Origin of the sequence: Nocardioides sp. zg-1230 (genome assembly GCF_013155335.1) — a bacterium.
GTDB lineage: Bacteria > Actinomycetota > Actinomycetes > Propionibacteriales > Nocardioidaceae > Nocardioides.
In genome coordinates this window covers 64,976-87,870 of record NZ_JABJQZ010000008.1, presented here as the reverse complement: position 1 = coordinate 87,870, position 22,895 = coordinate 64,976, and the positions used below count along the sequence as shown (strand labels likewise).

General features: G+C 73.2%; 21 protein-coding genes. 17 read left to right on the top strand and 4 right to left on the bottom strand.

From position 1 onward, the window contains the following. Positions 1-13 precede the first annotated feature (13 nt). The 9 genes from HOO61_RS19765 (at position 14) to HOO61_RS19725 (ending at position 7,481) form a co-directional block, all read left to right on the top strand. Positions 14-2,221, top strand: coding sequence for an ATP-dependent DNA helicase RecG (locus tag HOO61_RS19765; protein WP_172259137.1), 2,208 nt, complete (start codon positions 14-16; stop codon positions 2,219-2,221). A gap of 49 nt (positions 2,222-2,270) precedes the next feature. Next, the gene (gene rsmD / locus HOO61_RS19760; protein WP_172259138.1) at positions 2,271-2,840 is read left to right on the top strand and encodes a 16S rRNA (guanine(966)-N(2))-methyltransferase RsmD; all 570 of its coding nucleotides are present in this window, start codon (positions 2,271-2,273) and stop codon (positions 2,838-2,840) included. A gap of 43 nt (positions 2,841-2,883) precedes the next feature. Continuing rightward, entirely contained in the window at positions 2,884-3,369 is a 486-nt protein-coding gene (gene coaD / locus HOO61_RS19755; RefSeq protein WP_172259139.1) for a pantetheine-phosphate adenylyltransferase, read from the top strand. 100 nt (positions 3,370-3,469) lie between these two features. Further along, on the top strand, positions 3,470-4,036 hold the full coding sequence (locus HOO61_RS19750) for a DUF177 domain-containing protein (RefSeq protein ID WP_367650151.1): 567 nt from the start codon (positions 3,470-3,472) through the stop codon (positions 4,034-4,036). A gap of 59 nt (positions 4,037-4,095) precedes the next feature. Further along, the gene (rpmF, locus tag HOO61_RS19745) at positions 4,096-4,281 is read left to right on the top strand and encodes a 50S ribosomal protein L32 (protein WP_129454709.1); all 186 of its coding nucleotides are present in this window, start codon (positions 4,096-4,098) and stop codon (positions 4,279-4,281) included. Continuing rightward, positions 4,278-5,018, top strand: coding sequence for a ribonuclease III (rnc, locus tag HOO61_RS19740; protein ID WP_216658948.1), 741 nt, complete (start codon positions 4,278-4,280; stop codon positions 5,016-5,018). The genes rpmF and rnc overlap by 4 nt, the downstream gene beginning before the upstream one ends. A 3-nt stretch (positions 5,019-5,021) precedes the next feature. Next, positions 5,022-5,897, top strand: a complete 876-nt coding sequence (mutM, locus tag HOO61_RS19735) for a bifunctional DNA-formamidopyrimidine glycosylase/DNA-(apurinic or apyrimidinic site) lyase (RefSeq protein WP_172259142.1) — start codon at positions 5,022-5,024, stop codon at positions 5,895-5,897. A 73-nt stretch (positions 5,898-5,970) separates the two neighbouring features. Next, the gene (locus HOO61_RS19730; RefSeq protein ID WP_172259143.1) at positions 5,971-6,165 is read left to right on the top strand and encodes a hypothetical protein; all 195 of its coding nucleotides are present in this window, start codon (positions 5,971-5,973) and stop codon (positions 6,163-6,165) included. Between the two features lie 71 nt (positions 6,166-6,236). Next, the gene (locus HOO61_RS19725) at positions 6,237-7,481 is read left to right on the top strand and encodes an MFS transporter (RefSeq protein ID WP_172259144.1); all 1,245 of its coding nucleotides are present in this window, start codon (positions 6,237-6,239) and stop codon (positions 7,479-7,481) included. A 7-nt stretch (positions 7,482-7,488) separates the two neighbouring features. On the opposite strand, the gene HOO61_RS19720 is transcribed toward HOO61_RS19725, so the two are convergent. After that, complete coding sequence (locus HOO61_RS19720; RefSeq protein WP_172259145.1) at positions 7,489-8,553, bottom strand: bifunctional 2-polyprenyl-6-hydroxyphenol methylase/3-demethylubiquinol 3-O-methyltransferase UbiG; 1,065 nt, start codon at positions 8,551-8,553, stop codon at positions 7,489-7,491. 59 nt (positions 8,554-8,612) lie between these two features. On the opposite strand from HOO61_RS19720, the gene HOO61_RS19715 reads away from it, so the two are divergent. The 3 genes from HOO61_RS19715 to HOO61_RS19705 are packed head-to-tail and all read left to right on the top strand — an operon-like array spanning position 8,613 to position 11,570. Continuing rightward, complete coding sequence (locus HOO61_RS19715) at positions 8,613-9,974, top strand: FAD-linked oxidase C-terminal domain-containing protein (protein ID WP_172259146.1); 1,362 nt, start codon at positions 8,613-8,615, stop codon at positions 9,972-9,974. 38 nt (positions 9,975-10,012) lie between these two features. Then, positions 10,013-11,107: an alanine--glyoxylate aminotransferase family protein gene (locus tag HOO61_RS19710; protein WP_172259147.1), complete on the top strand. Its 1,095-nt coding sequence runs from the start codon at positions 10,013-10,015 to the stop codon at positions 11,105-11,107. Then, the gene (locus HOO61_RS19705) at positions 11,100-11,570 is read left to right on the top strand and encodes a GNAT family N-acetyltransferase (RefSeq protein ID WP_172259148.1); all 471 of its coding nucleotides are present in this window, start codon (positions 11,100-11,102) and stop codon (positions 11,568-11,570) included. The genes HOO61_RS19710 and HOO61_RS19705 overlap by 8 nt, the downstream gene beginning before the upstream one ends. A 6-nt stretch (positions 11,571-11,576) precedes the next feature. Here the strand turns inward: HOO61_RS19705 and HOO61_RS19700 are convergent, their stop codons facing one another. Further along, positions 11,577-12,203, bottom strand: a complete 627-nt coding sequence (locus tag HOO61_RS19700; RefSeq protein ID WP_172259149.1) for a hypothetical protein — start codon at positions 12,201-12,203, stop codon at positions 11,577-11,579. Positions 12,204-12,329: 126 nt separating this feature from the next. On the opposite strand from HOO61_RS19700, the gene smc reads away from it, so the two are divergent. From smc to ftsY, 5 genes are all read left to right on the top strand, one after another. Continuing rightward, complete coding sequence (gene smc / locus HOO61_RS19695) at positions 12,330-15,884, top strand: chromosome segregation protein SMC (protein WP_172259150.1); 3,555 nt, start codon at positions 12,330-12,332, stop codon at positions 15,882-15,884. Next, positions 15,884-16,336 carry a thioesterase family protein gene (locus tag HOO61_RS19690; RefSeq protein ID WP_172259151.1) on the top strand — a complete coding sequence of 151 codons (453 nt, stop codon included), beginning with the start codon at positions 15,884-15,886 and terminating at the stop codon, positions 16,334-16,336. Before smc ends, HOO61_RS19690 begins: the two co-directional genes overlap by 1 nt. A gap of 103 nt (positions 16,337-16,439) precedes the next feature. Continuing rightward, positions 16,440-16,616, top strand: coding sequence for a hypothetical protein (locus HOO61_RS19685; RefSeq protein WP_172259152.1), 177 nt, complete (start codon positions 16,440-16,442; stop codon positions 16,614-16,616). A gap of 68 nt (positions 16,617-16,684) precedes the next feature. Further along, positions 16,685-17,599 carry a class I SAM-dependent methyltransferase gene (locus HOO61_RS19680; protein WP_172259153.1) on the top strand — a complete coding sequence of 305 codons (915 nt, stop codon included), beginning with the start codon at positions 16,685-16,687 and terminating at the stop codon, positions 17,597-17,599. A gap of 13 nt (positions 17,600-17,612) precedes the next feature. Further along, the gene (ftsY, locus tag HOO61_RS19675; RefSeq protein WP_172259154.1) at positions 17,613-18,767 is read left to right on the top strand and encodes a signal recognition particle-docking protein FtsY; all 1,155 of its coding nucleotides are present in this window, start codon (positions 17,613-17,615) and stop codon (positions 18,765-18,767) included. A 127-nt stretch (positions 18,768-18,894) separates the two neighbouring features. On the opposite strand, the gene HOO61_RS19670 is transcribed toward ftsY, so the two are convergent. Both HOO61_RS19670 and HOO61_RS19665 read right to left on the bottom strand, forming a co-directional pair. Beyond that, positions 18,895-21,885 (bottom strand): glycosyltransferase, encoded by a 2,991-nt coding sequence (locus HOO61_RS19670; protein ID WP_172259155.1) that lies wholly within the window; start codon positions 21,883-21,885, stop codon positions 18,895-18,897. Beyond that, on the bottom strand, positions 21,875-22,819 hold the full coding sequence (locus HOO61_RS19665; RefSeq protein ID WP_172259156.1) for a rhamnan synthesis F family protein: 945 nt from the start codon (positions 22,817-22,819) through the stop codon (positions 21,875-21,877). The genes HOO61_RS19670 and HOO61_RS19665 overlap by 11 nt, the downstream gene beginning before the upstream one ends. Positions 22,820-22,895: the final 76 nt, after the last annotated feature.

Genomic DNA, 22,895 nt, shown 5'->3' with positions numbered 1-22,895 from the left:
GCAGGATCACCGCATGGTCGCGATCACCCCGGACAGCCCGATCGGCGCGGTGTTCGGCAACAGCCACAAGAAGCGCAAGCTGGCCGAGGAGGGCCTCGGGCTCGAGACGGTCGGCGACCTGCTGCGCCACTTCCCGCGCCGCTACGTCGCCGCCACCGAGCTGTCGGAGGTCGCCACACCGGTCGTGGGTGAGCAGCTGACGATCGTCGGCGAGGTCCGGTCCTGCGAGAGCGCGTCCTTCTTCAGCGGCAACCGCCGCCAGTTCCGTACGACGGTGCGCCTGCGCACGGACGGTCCCGACTTCTCCGTCACGCTGTTCAGCCCCTACGCCAACCAGGCCGACCGCCACGAGGCGCAGTTCCGCCCCGGCAGCCGGGCGATCTTCACCGGCAAGGCGAAGCAGTTCCGCGGCAGCTGGCAGCTCGAGCAGCCCCACGGCTTCACCCTCGACGGCGACGAGGCGGTCTCGCTGAGCAAGCTCCTCCCGATCTACCCCCTCACCGCCAAGCTCTACTCGTGGGACCTGCAGAAGGTCGTCACAGCCGCGCTCGACCTCGTCACCGGGGTTCCCGACCTGCTCACCCCCGAGCTGCGTGAGCGGTTCGGGGTCCTCGACGTGATGCAGGCGCTGCGCTGGATCCACGCCCCTGACGACTGGAAGCAGGTCGGCGCCGCCCAGAAGCGGTTCCGCTTCGAGGAGGCGCTCGTGCTCCAGCTCGTCCTCGCCCGGCGCCGGGCGGCCCACCGCGCCCAGGGCGCGCAGGCCCGCGCCCGCCGTGACGACGGGCTGCTGGACGCCTTCGACGCGCGGTTGCCGTTCGAGCTCACCGGTGGCCAGCGCGAGATCGGCGACCTGGTCGCCGAGGAGCTGGGCCGCGACCACCCGATGAACCGGCTCCTGCAGGGCGAGGTCGGGTCGGGCAAGACGCTGGTCGCGCTCCGCGCGATGCTGCAGGTGGTCGATGCCGGGGGGCAGGCCGCGCTCCTCGCCCCCACCGAGGTGCTCGCCCAGCAGCACCACCGGTCGATCTCCGCGATGCTCGGCGACCTCGCGCAGGGAGGCATGCTCGGCGGTGACGCCGACGCCACCCAGGTCGTGCTGCTCACCGGGTCGATGGGCAAGGCGGCCCGGCAGGAGGCGATGCTGCGCATCGTCACCGGCGAGGCCGGCATCGTGATCGGCACCCACGCCCTCCTCGAGGACAGGGTGGAGTTCGCCGACCTCGGCCTGGTCGTCGTCGACGAGCAGCACCGCTTCGGCGTCGAGCAGCGTGCGGCGCTCACCGACAAGGCCGGCACGCCGCCCCACGTGCTCGTCATGACGGCCACCCCGATCCCGCGCACGGTCGCGATGACCGTCTTCGGCGACCTCGAGACGTCCGTCCTCGCGGAGCTCCCGGCCGGCCGCGCGCCGATCCAGACCAACGTCGTGCCCCTCGCCGACCAGCCCTCGTGGATCGACCGGGTCTGGCAGCGGGTGCGCGAGGAGGTCGAGCGCGGGCACCAGACCTACGTCGTGTGCCCCCGCATCTCCGGCGACGCCGGCGAGGAGGGCGAGACCGACCAGCTCGACTTCGACGAGGACGGCGCCGACATCACGCCCCGACGCCCGCTCGCCGCGGTCGAGGACGTCCACGCCGAGCTCGCGTCGGGCCCGCTGGCCGGGCTCCGCACGGCTGTCCTGCACGGACGCATGACGCCCGACGACAAGGACCGCACGATGCGGGCCTTCGCGGCCGGCGACATCGACGTGCTGGTCTCCACCACGGTCATCGAGGTCGGGGTCGACGTCCACAACGCCACGGCGATGGTGCTCCTCGACGCCGACCGGTTCGGTGTCTCGCAGCTGCACCAGCTGCGCGGTCGCGTCGGCCGGGGCGGCCTGCCCGGGCTGTGCCTGCTGGTCTCCCACGCCGAACTCGGCACTCCCGCCCGCGACCGCCTCGACGCCGTCGCGTCGACCACCGACGGCTTCGAGCTGAGCCGCGTCGACCTCGAGCAGCGTCGCGAGGGTGACGTGCTCGGCGCCCATCAGTCGGGGTTCAGGTCCGGCCTCGTCACACTTCGGGTATTGCGCGACGAGAAGACGATCGTCCGCGCCCGAAACGCCGCAGAGGCGCTACTCTCCGAGGATCCTGCGCTCGCAGGGGCGCCCGACCTGGCCGACGCCGTCGCCGAGGTGGAGCGTTCAGCGGCGTCGGCCTACCTGGACAAGGGCTGAGACGAGTGCTGGGACAAGAGCTGGACGGAGAAGGGCACAGCACGGGGACATGACTCGGATCATCGGGGGATCGGCGGGGGGCCGGCGGCTGGAGACGCCGCGCGGACAGACGACCCGTCCCACGAGCGACCGTGTGCGCGAGGCGCTCTTCTCAGCCATCGAGTCGCGCACCGGCTCGCTCGACGGGCTGCGCTTCCTCGACCTCTACGCCGGATCGGGCGCGGTCGGCCTCGAGGCGTGGTCGCGCGGTGCGGGGGTGGTGACGATGGTCGAGCACGACCGGCGCACGGCCGCGCTCATCACCCGCAACGCAGCCACCCTCGGCTTCTCCAAGGCCCGGGTGGTGGCGGCCTCGGTGGCCACGTTCCTGTCCTCGCCGCCCGCCGCGCCCTACGACATCGTCTTCTCCGACCCGCCCTACCCGATGTCCGACGCGGACGTCGACGCCGACCTGGTCGCGCTGGTCGCCCACGGCTGGCTCGTCCCCGGCGCGCTCGTCGTGGTCGAGCGAGCGGCGAAGCGCACCATCCTCACCTGGCCGCCCGGCACCGTGGAGGAGCGCACGAAGCGCTACGGCGAGACCGCGCTTTGGTACGGTCACGCCACCCCGGCCCCCTGATCCCGAGACGGGACCAGAGCCTCCACTCAATGGAAGGACGCCCGTGCGTCGCGCTGTCTGCCCCGGGTCCTTCGACCCGGTGACCAACGGCCACCTCGACATCGTCACCCGAGCCGCGTCGCTCTTCGACGAGGTGGTCGTCGCCGTCGGCGTCAACATGAGCAAGAACAGGCTGTTCACCCCCGACGAGCGCATCGCGATGCTGCGCGAGACCACCGCGGGGATCGCCAACGTGCGGGTCGCCGGGTTCGACGGCCTCATCGTCGACTTCTGCCGCGAGCTCGAGGCGGTGGCGATCGTGAAGGGCCTCCGTGGGGCGGGTGACTACGAGTACGAGCTGCCGATGGCGCAGATGAACGCCCACCTCACCGCGGTCGAGACCGTCTTCCTCCCCGGCGCGGTCGGCAACGCGTTCGTCTCCTCCAGCCTGATCAGGGAGGTCGCCGCGCTCGGCGGCGACGTACGCGGCCTGGTCCCCGAGCCGGTCCGCGAGCAGCTCGTGGCACGGCTGGCCGAGCGCACGTCGTGACACCCTGGGGGAGACCCCACCCGCCACTCGTTTTGCCCCGTCGGTGGGGCGGCGGATACGATTCCGAGGTTGTGTTGGTGTCCAGATGTGGGAGCTCGACGTGAACAGCCTGGACCCGAGGGCGCCGCTCGTGCTCGATACTCGCGAGCTCGGCCGCCGCCCGGGGTCCCAGCGTGAGCTCGAGCTCTCCGTTCCGGCGCCAGCACGACTTGGCATCGAAGTCCTCGCTGTCCCCGAAGGATCGCCGGTCGAGCTCGACCTGCGGCTGGAGGCGGTCATGGAGGGCGTGCTGCTCACGGGCACGGCCACGGCCGCGCTCGAGGGGGAGTGCGTACGGTGCCTGGAACCGATCGAGGACGAGGTCCACGTGACGCTCCAGGAGCTCTACGTCTACCCCGACCAGCACGACAGGGCCACGGAGAACGACGACCGTGACCTCGACGACGAGACCAGCCAGCTCGAGGACGACCTGCTCGACCTCGAGCCCCTGCTGCGGGACGCGGTGGTGCTCGCACTACCGTTCCAGCCGCTGTGCATGGACGATTGCCCGGGATTGTGCACCGAGTGCGGTGCGCGACTCGCGGACGACCCGGACCACGCGCACGACGCGCCGATCGACCCGCGCTGGGCGGGGCTCCAGCAGATCCAGCAGGACACCCGAGACTGACTCCACCGGAAATCCCCGGCGGAGAAGCAAGCAAGCCACACGTAACCAGGAGACACACCATGGCTGTTCCGAAGCGGAAGATGTCGCGCAGCAACACGCGCCACCGCCGTTCGCAGTGGAAGGCCGTCGCGCCGACCCTCGTGACGTGCGCCAACCCCGCCTGCGGCTCCAAGCACCTCCCGCACCGTGCGTGCGGCCAGTGCGGCCAGTACGGCGCCAAGGCCGACCGTCGCCAGGTCCTCTGACCACCGACGAGCTCCGCGCAGCGCTCGGTGATCCGGTCCTGGATCCCGAGCTGCTGCAGCGTGCCCTGACCCACCGCTCGTTCGCCTACGAGAACGGGCAGATCCCGACCAACGAGCGCCTGGAGTTCCTCGGGGACTCCGTGCTCGGGGTCGTGGTCACCGAGACGCTCTACCGCGCGCACCCCGACTTCAGCGAGGGCCGGCTGGCCAAGCTGCGGGCCGCGGTCGTCAACGCGCGAGCGCTGGCCGACGTCGCCCGGCAGATCGGTCTCGGCCAGCACATCAAGCTGGGTCGCGGCGAGGAGACCACCGGCGGTCGCGACAAGGCCTCGATCCTGTCCGACACCGTCGAGGCGGTCATCGGCGCGATCCACCTGAGCGGCGGCATCGACGAGGCCGCCAAGGTCGTCCACCTGCTCTTCGACCCGGTGATGGAGGCCGCGGCGTCGATGGGTGCCGGCCTCGACTGGAAGACCTCCCTCCAGGAGCTCTCCGCCGACCTCGGGCTCGGCGTGCCGGAGTACCTCATCGAGGACGACGGCCCCGACCACATGAAGACCTTCGTCGCGCGCGTGCGCGTCGGCGAGCAGGTCCTCGGCAACGGCACCGGCCGCTCCAAGAAGGAGGCCGAGCAGGGCGCCGCCGAGACCGCCTACCGCGAGATCAAGGCTGCCGCCCACGTCGACGGCCGGCCTGCACCGGAGACCGCACCGGTCGTCACCGCCTCCGACGCCTGAGCCGTGCCCGAGCTCCCCGAGGTCGAGGTCGTCCGCGCCGGCCTCGAGCGCCACGTCGTCGGCGCCACCATCGAGGCCGTCGAGGTGCTCCATGCCCGGCCCGTCCGCCGCGACCACCGCGGGTCGACCGGCTTCGTCGCAGCCCTCGACGGGCAGCGCGTCGAGGCGGTCCGCCGCCGCGGCAAGTACTTCTGGCTGGCGTTCGCCAACGGCGATGCACTGCTGGGCCACCTCGGGATGAGCGGGCAGATGCTCCTCCACGAGCCCGGTGCGCCCGACGAGCGCCACCTGCGGGTCCGGTTCGGCCTGCGCACCGCCGAGGGACGTCCCCTCGAGATGCGCTTCGTCGACCAGCGCATGTTCGGCGGCCTCGTCGTCTCGGCGGGGGGCGCGGACCTGCCGACGGAGATCGTGCACATCGCGCGGGACCCGATCGACCCGGCGTTCGACGACGACGAGTTCGTGCGCCGCGCGCGACGACGTACGTCCGCCGTCAAGCGGCTCCTGCTCGACCAAGGCCTCGTCTCCGGGGTCGGCAACATCTACGCGGACGAGGCGTTGTGGCGCGCGCGCCTGCACGGTGAGCGACCGGGCGACCGGCTCACCGGACCCGTGCTGCGCGAGCTGCTCGGCCACGTCCGCGACGTGATGGGGGAGGCCCTCGCCCAGGGCGGCACGTCGTTCGACGCCCTCTACGTCAACGTCAACGGCGAGTCCGGCTACTTCGACCGGTCGCTCGACGCCTACGGCCAGGAGGGGGAGCCGTGCCGGCGCTGCGGCACACCGATCCGCCGGGTGGCGTTCATGAACCGGTCGTCGTTCTTCTGCCCGCGCTGCCAGCGGCCGCCGCGGGCCCGGCCGGTGCGCCGAGCGGATTGACCCCGGCCCGCCGCAGTGGGACTCTGGTAGACGGCCGGATCGTCGGTCGCCCCGTCCCCTCGAAAGGCTCCCCATGGCCAAGGCGCTGTTGGGTCATGTGAACAGCGACGTACGGACCACGTCCGTCCTCGCCGTCGAGAACAGCCGGCTCCGCCGACGCGTCGACGACCTGGAGGCGCTCGTGCTGCGCCTGCAGGCCGAGAACGACCGGCTCGCGACCGCCGCGCGTGAGGCGGAGCTGCTGGTCGAGGACCTCCAACCCGCCTGACCTGCCCCGCCTGACCCGCACCCGGATGTCGCGGTGCGGCGAGACGGCCGCGCACGTAGGCTCACGTGCTTGTGAGCCGCCTCGTCGAGACCGTCTTCCCCCACCGGCTCGGCACCGGGTTCCGATGGCTCGTCGGGTCGTCATGGGTGACCAACCTCGGCGACGGCGTGCTCATCGCGGCGGGTCCGCTGCTCGTCGCCTCCCAGACCCGCGACCCGCTGCTGGTCGCGGCGGCCATGATCGCGCTGCAGGTGCCGTGGCTGCTGATCGGACTGGTCGCCGGGGCGCTCGCCGACCGGCTGGACCGGCGCCTGGTGATCATGACCGCCAACGCGGTGCGCGGGCTCGTGCTGGCCGGGCTGTGCGTCGTCATCGCCACCGGTCAGGTCAACATCGCGCTGGTCATCGCGGCGATGCTCGCGCTCGGCACCGCCGAGACCTTTGTCGACGCCACCGCGGGCACGCTCACGCCGATGCTGGTCGAGAAGCGCGACCTCGGCATCGCCAACTCGCGGCTCATGGCGGGCATGATCACCGGCAACCAGCTCGTCGGACCGGCGGTCGGCGCCCTGCTCTTCTCGGTCGGCATGGTGTGGCCGTTCGTCCTCACCGTCGTCTGCATCGCAGCAGGGGTGGTGCTCGTGTCCCGGATCGGTACGCCGCCGGGCGCCGTGCGCGGCGACGTCGACACCCACGTCCGGCAGGACATCGTCGACGGGCTGCGCTGGCTGATGGGCAACCCGCCCGTGCGCACGCTGGCCGTGATCATCGTGGTCTTCAACGTCACCTGGGCGGCTCCCTGGTCGGTGCTCGTCCTGTGGGCCCTCGAGCGCGTCGGGATCGAGGAGGCCGGGTTCGGCCTGCTCACCACGGCGGCCGCGCTCGGCGGCCTGCTCGGGACGTTCTCCTACGGCCGCCTCGAGCGGCTCGTGCCCCTGGCCACGCTGATGCGCGCGGTGCTGCTGGCCGAGGTGCTGTTCCACCTCGCCATGGCGCTCACGACCTCGCCGTGGGCGGCGTACCCCCTGATGTTCTGCTTCGGCGCGTACGCCTTCGTGTGGGGCACGCTGTCGCAGGCGGTGCGCCAGCGCGCCGTGCCCAGCGAGCTCCAGGGGCGCGTCGGCTCGGTCTACATGGTCTGCGTGATGGGCGGCATGCTCCTGGGTGGGCTGCTCGGGGGCCTCATCGCCCGGGAGTGGGGGCTGACCGCGCCGTGGTGGTTCGCCTTCGTGGGCTCGGGCATCACGCTCGCGCTGGTGTGGCGCTCGCTCGCGCAGATCGCCCACGCCGACGAGGCCGCGACCGCCGCGGCCTGACCCGAGGTCAGGGGCGGCGCAGGCGCCGCTCGAGCCGAGCGAGCGGCCCGGTCCGGTCGGCGGGCGCGGCCTGTGCTGCCTGCACCGCGCGGTCGCGCTGGCGTCGCGCGCGGTCGCGTGCGGCCCGCACCCGGGCGAGCCGCTCGCGCGTCTCCGCCAGCCGCCGCTCCACGTCGGCCAGCTGGTGCGCGGGCACCACGTCGTCCTCGCTCGCGACCGGTGCCTCGTCGGGCAGCTCGGCGCGCACCCCGGCGAGCGCTGCCCGTGCCTCCTCGGCGGCCACCGCCGGCTCGCGCCTGCGGTCGAGACGTCGCAGGGTGGCGTAGAACTCCTGCTCGCCCACCCGCGTGGCGGTGAGCCGCTCGACGGCGAAGTCCACCTGGCCGAGGGCGAGCAGGTCGTCCATCAGGTCGGCGAAGCCTCGCGGCGTCAGCGGCCAGACGTGGCAGTCGACGTACTCACCGGCCTGCTGCCGGGCGAGGTGGCGGCGGACGTCGTCGATCGGGTGCAGGCCCTGCGTCGGGGGCGGCACGCCGGCCCACGCCTGCTCGGCCGGGTGGTCGACGGCCCGCATGAAGTGGTCGAGCACCGCGCGCACCGACGGTGTGCGGTCGCCGTCGAGGTGGGCCTGGACCACCTGGCCGACGGTCGTGGGGGCGCGGTGCACGTCGAAGCAGTAGCGGCGGTCCGGGATCGCCAGGAGCAGCGCGCCGTCCCAGGTCAGCACCTGCGCGACGTCGCGCAGCCAGCCGAGCATGTCGGGCACGTGCTCGATGACGTGGCTGGCCACGACGTGCTGGAAGGGCGCGTCCTCGGCGACCGCCTCCGCGAGCGTGGACACGGTGCCGTCGGGCCGGGTGAGCCAGAAGTGCTGCTCGGGGATCGCGTCGGGGTCGACGGCCGGGTTGCCGTCGTAGTGGGCGACCAGGCCCGCCCGGTCGACGACGTCGACGTAGCGCACGTCGGCGACGTCCGGGCTGACGACCGGGTTGGCCAGCGGGCCGATCTCCAGGCACCGTCCCTGCCCGAGGTCGGCGTCGCCCACGATCCGGGCGCGGCGTGCGGCTCTCATGCCTGCCGACCCTAGGTCGTCGGGGTCCCGGTCCCCGCACGGCGTGCCACGATGGGCGCGTGGATGCCCTCGCCGAGCTCGTGGAGTCCCTGCCGGAAGGTGTCGTGGCGACCGACCCGGCCACCGTCGACACCTACCGCCACGACTGGTCGCGCGACACCGGTGCCGGCACCCCGGTCGCGGTCGTGCGCGCCGAGGACGCCGTCCAGGTGCAGGTCGCGGTGCGGTGGGCGGCCGCGCACGGCGTGCCGGTCGTGCCGCGCGGTGCCGGGTCGGGCCTGTCGGGAGGTGCCAGCGCCGTCGACGGCGGCATCGTGCTCAGCCTCGAGCGGATGCGGGCGATCGAGATCGACACCGACTGCCAGGTCGCCCTCGTCGAGCCGGGTGCCTTCAACGCCGAGGTGAAGGCCGCTTCGCGTGAGCACGGCCTCTGGTACCCGCCTGACCCGTCGTCGTACGAGATCTGCTCGATCGGCGGCAACGTCGCCACCAACGCCGGTGGCCTGTGCTGCGTGAAGTACGGCGTCACCACCGACTACGTCCTCGGCCTCGACGTGGTCCTCGCAGACGGCACGCTCATCACCCTCGGCGGCAAGCGGATCAAGGACGTCGCCGGTCTCTCGCTGCTCAAGCTCTTCGTGGGGTCGGAGGGCACGCTCGGCATCGTCACACGGGCGATCCTTCGCCTGGTCCCACTGCCCCTCCCGCCCGCGACGCTCGTGGCGTCGTTCGCCTCGGTGGTGGCTGCGGCCGAGGCCGTCGTCGCCGTACGCCGTACGCTGCGGCCCTCGATGATGGAGCTGATGGACCGGGCCACGATCAACGCCGTCGAGGACTTCTCACCGCGTGGTCTCGACCGGACGGCGGGGGCACTGCTGGTCGTGCAGTCCGACGCCCCGGGCGATGCCCGCGTCGCCGAGATCGCGGCCGTGGAGGCGGCCTGCGTCGCGGCCGGGGCGACCGAGGTCGTCCTCACCGACGACCCGGCCGAGGGCGAGATGTTCGTCGAGGCCCGGCGCATGGCGTTCCCGGCGGTCGAGGCCCGCGGCAGCCTGCTGCTCGAGGACGTCGGGGCGGCGGTGCCGCTGCTCCCGGACCTGCTGGCCGCGGTGACCGAGATCGCCGCGCGGCACGACGTCGAGATCCCGACCGTCGCCCACGCCGGCGACGGCAACACCCACCCGATCATCGTCTACGACGCCGCCGACGCGGACTCCGAGCGCCGGGCGCGCGCTGCCTTCGAGGACATCCTCCAGGCCGCCATCCGCCTCGGCGGCACCATCACCGGGGAGCACGGCGTGGGTCGCACCAAGAAGTCGGCGCTGCCCGACCAGCTCGGAGAGGACGTGATGGCGCTGTCGAGACGGATCAAGGACGCACTCGACCCGGCCGGCATCCTCAACCCCGGGGCCGTCCTGTGAAGCCCATCGGCTGCCGGGGTGGGTCTACGGTCGGCTTCATGATCCGCGAGCGCCACCTCTTCGGTCCGGGCCCCTCCAACCCCTACCCGGAGGCCACCCGTGCCCTGGCCGAGCCGCTGCTCGGGCACCTCGACCCGGAGTTCCTCCGGATCATGGACGAGACCTGCGACATGCTCCGCACGGTCTGGGGCACCGACAACGCGCGCACGCTGCCGCTCAGTGCCACGGGCTCGGCAGGCATGGAGGCGGCGTTCGTCAACACCGTCCACCCCGGCGACGTCGTCGTGGTCGCGGTCAACGGACTCTTCGGCCAGCGGATGACCGACGTCGCCGCCCGCTGCGGCGCCGAGGTCGTCGCGGTCGAGCACGACTGGGGCCAGCCGGTCGATGTCGACCGCGTCCTGTCCGCGCACCCGTCGCCCGCCATCATCGCTGCCGTCCACGCCGAGACGTCGACCGGCGTCCGCTCCGACATCGCCGCGCTCGGAGCCGGCAAGGGCGACGCCCTGCTCCTCACCGACGCGGTCACCTCGATCGGCGGCATCGAGCTGCGCGCCGACGACTGGGGTGTCGACATCGGCTACGCCGGCACGCAGAAGTGCCTGGGCGTCGCGCCCGGCCTGGCGCCGTTCACCATCAACGACCGTGCCTTCGAGCGCCGCGTCGAGAAGCCGCGCTCGTGGTACCTCGACCTCGGCATGCTCGGCGGCTACGTCGGCGAGGCGGGCGTCAAGGGCGGGCAGCGCACCTACCACCACACCGCGCCCACCGCGATGGTCGCCAGCCTCCACGGCGGCCTGACCCGGATCCTCGACGAGGGCCTCGACGCCGTGTGGGCGCGCCACCAGGAGGCGGGCGACACGCTGCAGGCGGGCCTGCAGGAGATGGGCCTCGAGCTCTTCGCCGCCGAGGGGAGCCGTCTGCCGGAGCTCACCACGGTCCGGGTGCCCGACGGCGTGGACTCCGCCGGCGTGCGCAAGGAGCTGCTCGAGCGCCACGGCATCGAGATCGGCGCAGGCGCGGGGGAGCACGCCACCAGCGTGTGGCGCATCGGCCTCATGGGCCGCAACGCCCGCCCCGACGCCGTGCTCCTCGTGCTGGCGGCGCTGGAGGACGTCCTCGACCGTGCCTGACCTGTCGTTGCGTCCGATGATGCAGGAGGAGTACGACGCCTGGCGCGCCCAGTCGGTGCGGGACTACGCCGCGGACATCGCGAAGTCGCGCGACCTCGACCTCGAGGCCGCCATGGCGCAGTCGGCGGGGGAGTTCGCCCAGCTGCTCCCCGACGGCCTCGCGAGCACGGACATGCACCTGTGGACCGCGGTGGTGGACGACCAGGCTGTCGGCATGGGGTGGATCGAGCTGCGGCAGCGTGCCTCGGGTGTCTCGGCCTGGATCTACGACATCAGCCTCGACGCCGACCACCGCGGACGCGGCCTGGGCCGCGAGCTGCTCGACGCCCTGCACGCCGCCGCCCGCGACCTCGGCGCCACGTCGATGGCGCTCAACGTGTTCGGCGACAACACCGCCGCGATCCGGCTCTACGAGGCGTCCGGCTACGCGGTCACGGCCCAGCAGATGAGGCGCGAGCTCTGAGCCCGGTCAGCGCACGCGGTCGACCGCGAGCCGGCCCAGGGCGAGCACACCGCGCTGCGGGGGACGTACGTCGGTGAAGCTCACGTCGAGCACCGACACGGTGCGGCCGGTGCGCACCACCAGCACGCGGCGCCAGTCGACCGCGCCCCGCGAGAACCAGCCGATCAGCATCCCGGCGGACTCGTCGCCGACGACCGGCGGGAACCACGCCCGGTTCTTCAGGAGCACGTCGCCGCCCTCGCCGTCGTCGGTGTCCACGTCACCCACGCACCGCTTGCTGAAGTCGCGGTAGCGCTTCACGAGGTCGCGGGCCTGACGCACGGAGTCGAAGCGGACGAGGTTCTGGTCGATCAGCGACACCGACCGGCGCCTGCTCGTGACCGACAGACCACCCTGGATCCGGCTGCTGCCGCGCACCGCGACACCCTGGTCGTCACAGCCGCGCGGGGCGAAGACGGGCGAGCGGTGGACGCCGCGCGACGGGTTGCGCACGTCGGGGTAGACGACGACGTAGTCCTCGAGCGTCAGCAGCTGCTGGCGCGTCAGCGGCTCGGGCGGTGCCGGCGCGGCGACGACCGGGGAGGGCGCGAGCAGCACGGCGAGGACGGCCAGGACGATCAGCGGGCTCCGCATCGCCCCAGCATGGCGTGGTGCCACGCCGCGTGCAACGGCCTCCGGCAGCGACCGGTGTCGTAGGGTGAGCCGCGCTGAGCTTCCCCAGTTGTCAGTGGCCGTCTCTCGACCGGTGAGGAGCCCGCGTTGTACCTGAAGAGCCTGACCCTCAAGGGGTTCAAGTCCTTCGCGTCCTCGACGACGATGCAGCTCGAGCCGGGCATCACCTGCATCGTCGGCCCCAACGGGTCGGGCAAGTCCAACGTGGTCGACGCGCTGGCCTGGGTCATGGGCGAGCAGGGCGCCAAGAGCCTGCGCGGCGGCAAGATGGAGGACGTCATCTTCGCCGGCACGTCCGGCCGTCCGCCGCTGGGGCGCGCCGAGGTGCAGCTGACCATCGACAACTCCGACGGTGCGCTGCCGATCGACTACGCCGAGGTCACCATCAGCCGCACGATGTTCCGCAACGGCGGCTCGGAGTACGCCATCAACGGACAGGGCTGCCGGCTGCTCGACGTGCAGGAGCTGCTCAGCGACTCCGGCATCGGCCGTGAGATGCACGTGATCGTCGGCCAGGGCCAGCTCGACTCGATCCTGCACGCCACCCCGGAGGACCGCCGCGGCTTCATCGAGGAGGCCGCCGGCGTCCTCAAGCACCGCAAGCGCAAGGAGAAGGCGCTCCGCAAGCTCGACGCGACCGACGGCAACCTCACCCGCCTCGCCGACCTGCTGTCGGAGATCCGTCGGCAGCTCAAGCCGCTGGGGCGCCAGGCCGAGGTCGCCCGCCAGGCGCAGACCGTGCAGGCCGACGTGCGCGACGCCCGCGCCCGCCTGCTCGCCGACGACCTGGTCACGGCGCGCACGGCGCTCGAGTCCGAGCTCGCCGACGAGTCGGTGCTTCTCGAGCGTCGCGAGGAGGTGGAGGCCGCGATCACCGCCGGCCGCGAGCAGGAGGCCCGCCTCGAGGCGGCCCTGCGCGACGACCTGCCCCGACTGGCCGCGGCGCAGGAGACCTGGTTCGCCCTGTCCGGCCTGAAGGAGCGGTTGCGCGGCACCGCCTCGCTGGCCGACGAGCGCATCCGCAACGCGGCAGGGGCAGCCGAGGGCGACACCGTCGACTCCGGCCGCGACCCCGACGACCTGGAGGCGCAGGCCGAGCGGGTGCGCCGCCAGGAGGCCGAGATCGCCGAGCAGGTCGAGCAGCAGCGCGCGTCCCTCGACGCCGCCGTGGTCGCCAAGCGCGCGGCCGAGGAGGCCGCGGCCGAGGAGGACAAGCGCGTCGCCGGTCTGCAGCGCGCTGCCGCCGACCGGCGCGAGGGGCTCGCCCGGCTCACCGGGCAGGTCAACGCGCTCACGTCCCGCTCGGAGGCGGCCGACGCCGAGATCCAGCGGCTCACCGACGCCCGTGAGGACGCCGTCACGCGCGCCGATCGGGCGCAGCGCGACTTCACCGCGCTCGAGACCCGGGTCGCGGGCCTCGACGCCGGCGAGGAGGGCCTCGACTCCGAGCACGAGGACGCGGTGGCCGCGCTCGACGAGATCGAGGAGCAGCTCGCCAAGGCGCGCGAGGACGCCCAGCAGGCCGAGCGCGAGCGCGCTGGCCTCGTCGCCCGTCGCGACGCGCTGGAGATCGGGCTCAACCGCAAGGACGGCGCCGGGGCCCTTCTCGCCGCGACCGACGAGGTCGGTGGCCTGCTGGGCTCGGTGGCAGCGCTCCTCGACGTCGACCACGGCTACGAGACGGCCGTCGCCGCCGCCCTCGGCGCCGCCGCCGACGCGGTGGTCGTCTCCGACGCAGGCGCGGCCGTCGAGGCGATCGCCCACCTCAAGCACGACGACCTCGGACGCGCCGGGATGCTGCTGGGCGGCGCGCCGGCCGCCGACCGCGACTGGCCCACCCTCCCCGACGGTGCGACGTACGCCGTCGACGTCGTGTCGGCGCCCGACGACGTACGCCCCGCGCTGGCGCGGCTGCTGCACCAGGTCGCCGTCGTCGACGACCTCCCCACCGCCCGGGGCCTCGTCTCCCAGCTCCCCGACGTCGTCGCCGTGACCCGCGAGGGCGACCTGCTCGGCGCCCACTTCGCCGCCGGCGGCTCGACCAGCCAGCCGAGCCTGATCGAGATCCAGGCGGCCGTCGACGAGGCCGGCGAGAAGCTCGCCGAGGCCACCGCCTCAGCCGAGCGCCTCGGCTTCGAGATCTCCCGCCTCGAGGCCGCCCGCCACGACGCCCTCAAGCGCGTCGACGTCGCCCTGGCCAAGCTGCACGAGTCCGACGCCACCCTCGCCGCGGTGGCCGAGGAGCTCGGGCAGTACGGCTCGCAGGCCCGCGCCGCCAAGGGCGAGGCCGAGCGGCTCGAGCGCGCCATCGCCACCGCGCAGGAGGCCCGCGAGGCCGCCCTCGCCGGTCTCGTCGACCTCGAGGCGCGCCTCGCCGCCGCCCAGGACGTCACCGACGAGGAGCCCGACACCGCCGAGCGCGAGCGGCTCGCCGCGGCGGCCCGCGACGCCCGGCAGGCCGAGATGGACGCCCGCCTCGCACTGCGCACCGCGGAGGAGCGGGCCCGCGCGCTGCACGGCCGGGCCGACTCCCTCCTGCGTGCCGCGCAGGCCGAGCGCGAGTCGCGCGCCCGCGCCGCCGAGCGCCGCGAGCGGCTGATCCGCGAGGGTCGGGCGGCAGAGGCCGTGTCGTCCGCCGTCCGCGTCGTCCTCCACCAGCTCGAGCGCTCGGTCATGCTGGCAGCCGACGAGCGCGCCGCGGTGGAGGAGTCCCGGCAGGGGAGCGAGCAGGAGCTCATGGCCGTGCGCACCCGGCTGCGCGACCTCGGTCGCGAGCACGACGAGCTCGTCAGCTCGGTGCACCGCGACGAGATGGCCCGCACCCAGCAGAAGATGCGCATCGAGCAGCTGGAGGAACGCGCGCTGGAGGAGCTCGGGCTCGATCCCGACGGCCTGGTCTCCGATTACGGCCCGACCACGCCGATCCCGTTCACCGGCGAGGTGCCCGAGGGGGAGGAGCCGCCGGAGCCCACCGCCTTCGTGCGCGAGGAGCAGGTCAAGCGACTGCGGTCCGCCGAGCGCGCCCTGTCGATGCTCGGCCGGGTCAACCCGCTCGCGCTGGAGGAGTTCTCGGCGATGGAGGAGCGGCACAAGTTCCTCACCGAGCAGCTCGAGGACCTCAAGCGAACCCGCAAGGACCTCCTCGACATCGTCCGCGAGGTCGACACCCGCGTGGAGCAGGTCTTCACCGAGGCCTACGCCGACGTGGAGAAGGCCTTCGACCAGACCTTCGCCCGCCTCTTCCCCGGGGGCGAGGGCCGGCTGGTCCTCACCGACCCCGGCGACATGCTCACCACCGGCGTCGAGGTCGAGGCCCGGCCGCCGGGCAAGAAGGTCAAGCGGCTCTCGCTGCTGTCCGGTGGCGAGCGGTCGCTCGTCGCGGTCGCGTTCCTGGTGGCGCTCTTCAAGGCCCGGCCGTCGCCGTTCTACATCCTCGACGAGGTCGAGGCGGCGCTCGACGACACCAACCTCGGCCGCCTGCTCCAGATCTACGAGGAGCTGCGCGAGAACTCCCAGCTGCTCGTCATCACCCACCAGAAGCGCACCATGGAGGTCGGCGACGCGCTCTACGGCGTCACGATGCGCGGTGACGGGGTGTCCGCCGTCATCAGCCAGCGCCTCCGTGATGCGGAGTCGGCGTAGTGGCACAGGACGTACCCACCCGGGCCGACTACGTCGCCTGGCGCACCGCCACCACGCGCTGGCGCGACGACGACGCCTACGGCCACCTCAACAACGCCACCTACTACGAGCTGTTCGACACCGCCGTCAACGCCTACCTCTACGAGGCGACCGGGGTCGACGTGCGCGCGCTGCCGCAGATCGGTGTGGTCGCCGAGACCGGGTGCCGCTACTACCGCGAGATCGGCTTCCCCGACCCGATCGAGATGGGGCTCGTCGTCGACAAGGTGGGGACGAGCTCGATCGTCTACCGGATCGGGCTGTTCCAGGGCCCGTCCGACGAGGCGGCCGCAGAGGGACGCTTCGTCCACGTGTACGTCGACAACTCCCGCGGCGCGGGCGAGCGGCCGGTGACCCCGATGCCCGACGTCGTGCGCGCGGCCGTCGTACCCCTTCTCCGCCCCGAGGGGTGAGCGTCCTCACCCCGACGCGCCGGTGACAGGCGCCGATGCACGAGGGTCACGCGTCGTGTGCCACCGTGGAGGAGACCCGCCCGGCCCACCTCGGAGGAACCCCGTGCTCGCGATCGTCCTGATGATGTCCCTCGGCGTGCTCGTCGCCGCCGCCGTGGCTGTCTACGTCGCCTACCCGCACCGTGGCGAGGAGATGCCGGTCGCGCCGCAGCTCGGCGACGCCATGCGCAAGGGCGTCGACGCCCTCCCGACCCTCGAGGACTCCGAGTCCCGCGTCTGACCCCGGCAGGCCGGTGACCACCGGCGTGGCGCCTCGCGGCGGCCGGCTCGCGGACTAGCGTGCGAGAGGTGACCGGCTCCCGCCAGGACGTCCCCAAGGGCTACTGCGCAGCCTGCGGGGCGATGGTCTCCCGCGGCTTCCGACCGGGACCCGACGGCCGTCCTGACGCGAAGTGCCCCCGGTGCGGGAGCCTGGAACGGCACCGCTTCCTCTCGCTCCTGCTCGGCGTCCTGTCGCCGGAGCTGCGCGACCTCGACACGGTGGTCGAGATCGCACCCTCGCGGCAGTCGAAGGTGCTGCTCCACCGCCTCGAGGCCCGTCGCCGGGTGAGCCTGGACGCCGGGTACGACGCACGCGACGTCGACGCGCTCGCCAGCCTCACCCACCTCCCGCTCCGCGACGGCTCGGTCGACCTGCTGGTCTGCTACCACGTGCTCGAGCACGTCCCGGACGACTGCGCGGCGATGCGGGAGATCGCGCGGGTGCTCAGTCCGCGCGGGATCGCGCTGCTCGAGGTGCCCATCAAGATGGGTGTCGCGACCGACGAGGACCCCTCCGCGACGCCTGAGGAGCGCGTCCGGCGCTTCGGCCAGCACGACCACGTGCGGTGGTACGGCGACGACTTCGACTCCCGCCTCGCGGACGCGGGCCTGGCGTCAGTGCGGGTCACGCCGCCAGCGCTGGTGGGGGAGTCGGCCGTGCGGTGGTTCCGGCTGATGCCCCACGAGGTCGTGTGGGTCGTGCACCCGGGAGCGGGGACGGCGTCCCCGATGCTGGCCGGCGGCGCCGGGTCCGGGCTGACCGCCGCCTTCGACGCGGTGCTCGCCGACCTCGCGAGGGCGCAGGGCCGCCTCGCGCGCGAGCGCGAGCGGGCCGACCGCCTCGTCGCCCAGCGGGACGAGCTGCGGGCTCGGCTGGCGGCCGAGGACACCCGTCGCGAGGCCGGGGTGCTCACCCGCCTCCGGCGCGCCGTGCCCCTCTGATTGGATTGGCCCCATGGGTGACTGGCTCTATCTGATCATCGCCATCGCGGTCGTCGGCGTGCTCACGCTCGCCGGGCTGCTGACGTCCGGACGCCGGCGCAAGGAGGTGCAGCCGCCCAGCGGTCGCACCGACGTCATCGCGCCGCCCCCGACCGAGACCGACGTCGCGACCGGGGCGCCGCCCGAGCCGGCGGTCGACACCGCCGAGCCCGTCGTCGAGGCCCCGGCCGCACCGACCCTCGAGAAGCCGGAGAGCACGGCATCGCGGCTCGTCCGCCTGCGGCAGCGGCTCTCGCGCTCGCAGGGCGGTCTCGGCAAGGGGCTGCTTGCGCTCCTCAGCCGCGAGCGCCTCGACGAGGACACGTGGGAGGCGATCGAGGACACGCTGCTCACCGCCGACGTCGGCGTCGCGCCCACCCAGGCCCTCGTGGAGCGGCTCCGCACCCGCCTGCGGGTCGAGGGAGGCACCGCACCCGACGCACGCGAGGTCCTGCGCGAGGAGCTCATCGAGCTCGTCGGCACCGACCTCGACCGCCGCGTCCAGGTGACCGGCACCGACGGCAAGCCGGGCGTGGTGCTCGTCGTCGGCGTGAACGGCGCCGGCAAGACCACCACCGTCGGCAAGATCGCCCGGATCCTGGTGGCCGAGGACCTCTCGGTCACCCTCGGCGCCGCCGACACGTTCCGCGCCGCGGCCGTCGACCAGCTCGCCACCTGGGGCGAGCGCGTGGGCGTCGAGGTCGTGCGCGGCCCCGAGGGCGGCGACCCCGCCAGCGTCGCGTTCGAGGCGGTCAAGCACGGCGTCGACAACGGCGTCGACACGGTGCTCGTCGACACCGCCGGCCGCCTGCAGAACAAGGCCGGCCTGATGGACGAGCTCGGCAAGATCAAGCGCGTCATCGAGAAGCAGGCCGACGTCACCGAGGTGCTGCTCGTGCTCGACGCGACCACCGGCCAGAACGGCCTCATCCAGGCGCGCGTCTTCAGCGAGATCGTCGACGTGACCGGCATCGTCCTCACCAAGCTCGACGGGTCCGCCAAGGGCGGCATCGTGGTGCAGGTGCAGCGCGAGCTCGGCGTACCGGTCAAGCTCGTCGGCCTCGGCGAGGGCCCCGACGACATGGCGCCGTTCGACGCGGCCGCGTTCGTCGACGCACTGCTGGGCTGAGCTTGTCAGGCCGTGCACGGGCCGACATCTTCAGGAATCCCCGGCTGCCCGGGGATCGCTGAACATGTCAGGCCGTGCACGGGCCGACAACTTCAGGACCAGTCGACCCGACGGGCCTGGTACGCCGTCAGCGGCGGGCGAGCAGCGCGCGCACGGCGTCGTCGATCAGGGTCTCGGCACGCTTGTCGAAGCTGTGCTCGGCGATGATCCGGGTCGCGATCTCGCGCCGGGCGGCGTTGTCGGGGAAGGCGTCGTAGGGCGGCTCCACGAGGCGCGCGAGCTCGTGCTCGTTGTCGAAGGGCAGCACCAGGCCGGAGAAGATCTCCTCGAGGCCGTCGATGCGGTCGCTGAGGATCCGGGCCCCGCAGGCAGCCGCGTCGAAGAGGCGGTTGGAGGCGAAGCTGTCGCGCCGCATGTCGAGGTGGTGGTCGTTGAGCACGATGCCGGCCGAGGCGTAGAGCGCGCCGACCTCACGGTTGTCGACGCCCCCAGAGGCGATCTGGTCGCGCTCGACGAAGTCGGTCCAGTCGTTGCCGTGCAGGGTGAGGTCGGCGCCGATCGCCAGGGCGCTGCGCACGGCGTAGCGGTAGATGCCGCGTGAGTTGCCCACGAAGAGCAGCGCCGGGCCGGTGTCGGGCTCGGCCCGCTCCGGGTGGAACCAGCGGGTGTCGGTGCACTGCAGCAGCGACGTGACGGGCGTGCCCCACTCACGGCTCACGCGCGCCGACCAGCTCGTGCTGGCGGCGTAGACGAGGTCGAAGCCGGCCACCTCGTCGGGCGTGATCATGTCGGGGTGGCTGATGATCCACTCCACGTTGAGCAGCCCCGGCCGGGGCATGACGCGGTCCAGGCCGCGGAGCACCAGCAGGACGTCGTCGTGGTCGCGCGAGTCGCGCTGCCGCGCGTCGCGACGGTCGATGGCCACGTGCTGACCGCGTCGCTCGAGGGCGTCGGCCAGGGAGCGCGCGAAGTAGGTGTCGCCCCACCGGTCGCCGCGCTGGGCGGCGGGTGCGGCGATGTCGACGGCCCACCGCAGGCGCGGGGGCGACTCGCGGATGCCCTCGACGGCGCGGAGGACGAGCTCGGGGACGAGGACAGACGGCGCGGCGCGGTCGTCGGGGTCGGCTGCGACCCGGCGGCTGCGTTCGTCGGTCACCTCGAGGCCAGCCGTGCGCAGCTGGTCGTGCGAGCGGTCGGTCGGGGGCGGCGGCCCGGCGAGGACGGTGGGGCGCAACGACGACATCGCACCGATGAGCCGCTCGGGCTCGGCGTAGGGGGTGCGCGAGGTGATCACCGCGTCCGGCACCAGGACCGTCCCGCCGACTCCGGCCCGCTGTGCCCGCAGGCCGAGGTCGGTCTCGCCGAGGACGGAGTGGTAGCGCGCGTCCAGCCCGCGGAGCGCGACCGCCGCCTCGGTGCGCAGGGCCACCACCGCGGCGGCCGGCGCGGCGACGTCGCAGGTGCCGATCCGGAGGGCGTCGCTGGTGGGCAGGCCGGCGAGGAACAGCTCGGGGTGGGGGTTGTCGGAGGTGAACCGAGCGCCGGCGCTGAGCACGACGCCGTCGAGGTCGACGACCAAGGGCTGCACGAGGCCGACCCCGGGCTCGCGCAGCGCAGCGGCGAGCCGCTCGGCGATCGGTTGGCGCGGTGGCATCGCCTCGGGCCGCACCAGTACCACGGTGCTGCCGGTCGCCTGCGCGACACCGACGTTGGTGGCGACGGACATGGACACCGGGGCGGGGACCGAGACGAAGCGGGCGCCGGGGATGACCGCGGCGATCGACGCGGCCAGGACGTGGTGCGCGCGACGCATCCGGACCCCGACGAGCACCAGCTCAGACCCCTCGCGCGGCACCGAGCCGAGCCACTCCACGGTGCGCCGCGGCTCCGGCCCCAGCGGCATGACGTGGCTGACGAGCGACTCGTCCGTCTCGCGGGTCGCCGCGGCGTCCCAGTCGACGAGCTGGCGCTCGAGGACGACGGAGTCCCAGTCGTCGCCGAAGCCGGGCTGCGGGGTCTCCGGGCGCCGGAGGACGGGTACGTCGACCGCGAGCGGCTCGTGGTCGCGGGTGAGCCGCAGCACGAGGTCGCGCTCCACCGCCCCGTCGAGGCCCTCGTCGAAACCGCCGACGTCCTTGACCGCGTCGCGCCGCAGCAGCGCGGTGGCGAGGTCGACCGGGCGTCCGCCCAGGAGCTCGTGCCGCGACCGGGCGACCGCCCCTGCACCGGCGACCACTGCCGCCGCCCCGCTCTGGTGGGCGTGCGCCAGCAGGTCGCCGAGCATGTCGGGGAGCCACTCCCGTCCGAGCGGCAGGAAGGCGACGTGCTCGGCGGTGCCGTGCTCGAGGGCCACGTTGAGGGCCCGGGCCGCCCCGCAGCGCGACTCGCGCACGACGGTGATGCGGTCGTCGAAGGCCGCGACTCCCTGGAGCACGGCTGCGGTGTCGTCGGCCGACCCGCGGTCCACGGCCACGAGGTGCCAGTCGGTGAAGGTCTGGGCCTGCAGCGAGGCCACCGTCTGGTGGACGAGCGGGCCGGCGTCCTGCGCGGCCATCACGACGGTCACCGCGGGCGAGGTGCCCAGAGCGGTGGGGAGCGCGGGGGTGGGCCCGACGAGCTGCGGACGCTCCCTCACGACCTCCTCGCGCCACTGGGTCGCGGCCTCGATGGCGGCCGCACGGTAGGTGGCCCAGGAGACCTTGCGGGGCAGGATGCGGGTGGGCAGCGGCGTACCGGGGCCGGAGGCGGACAGCCAGTAGGACAGCGCGCCGTAGGGATGGTGCCGGGCCTCGGGGTAGGCCGCGAAGACGATCCGCGGGTCGACCAGCGGGTGGGGCGCGATGCGGTTGCGGCGACGGCGCTCGGCGACGTACCAGAGAACGGGGTGCTGGCCGGCTCGCTGCCACGAGCGGCGGCGCCCGATCCACTGGGCCTCGAAGAGCGGGTGGGGCGAGACGTCGCCTGCCTCGACGACGGCGCGGGCCGCCTCGAGGGGCGAGCCGAAGGTGGTGCCGAGCTGGGCGGCGACGTAGTCGACGTCGACGAGCCCGGAGGCGACCATCACCTCGGCGGCGTCGTCGAGCCGCACCTGGCTCGGGCGGCGACGCTCACCGCGCATCGGAGTACCTCACCCTCGGGAAGAGGGGCTCGAGGGCCAGCGGAGTAGGTAGGAGCCGTTCGGTGTCGCGCAGCGGGTAGTACTGCGCGGTCTCCTCGAGGAACTCACGCACGCCCTCGAAGCGCTGGGGATACCGGCGCTCGCACAGCTCGAGCAGGCGCTTGGCGTCGAGGTTGTAGGGGTCGTAGCGCAGGGTGTCGATCTTGACGTAGGGGAGCCGGGCGTCGTCGAGCACCCGGTCGGCCAGGCTGCGCGCCGGGTTCCACGGCTCGTTGGCCCGCTCGCGCCACTCGCGGACCTCGGCGCGGGTGCGCGGGAAGTGGGAGCGGTGGGCGGCCCACCAGCGCATCCGCTCGCGGGCGATGCGACGGTCCTCGGGGGTCTCGACGAAGTAGGTGTCGGAGACGAAGCCCGCCTCGTAGAGCCGGCGGGACATGCCGACCTCGTAGCGCCGGATCACCTGGCGGCGCTTGGAGATCGGCTCCATCTCCTCCCAGAAGGTCGTGAACGCTCGCGAGCCGACCACCCACGGCCGGAAGGCGATGAAGAAGGACTGGATGTGCGGCGCGACGCGCTCGGCCCCCGTCAGGCCCCAGAAGTCGCAGGGCCGGGTGGCCATCTCGGTGAAGACGGGCTCGTAGGAGTCGAGGGCGAAGACGTAGGTGTCGTTGCACACCACCACCTCGTCGTACGCCGTCAGGTCGCCGGCGGCGTCGAGGCCGACCTTGTAGCTGAAGAAGTCGTAGCCGTAGTTGGCCCGCTCCACCAGGACCGCCCGCTCGGCCAGCCAGGCGCGCGCGGAGTCCTGCAGGCTGGCCGTCGTGCACACCAGCAGCGTGTCGACCGACGCGGCCAGTGCCTCCACCTGACCACGCACGTGGGGCCGAAGCTCCCCGGCGACGTCGTAGTGCGCCATCACGGCCAGTCTGGACACGGCCGAACACTAACAAGGCGGCCTCCGGGGCCGATCCGTTCACACACCCGTAACACGACGACCCATTCCGTTGCGT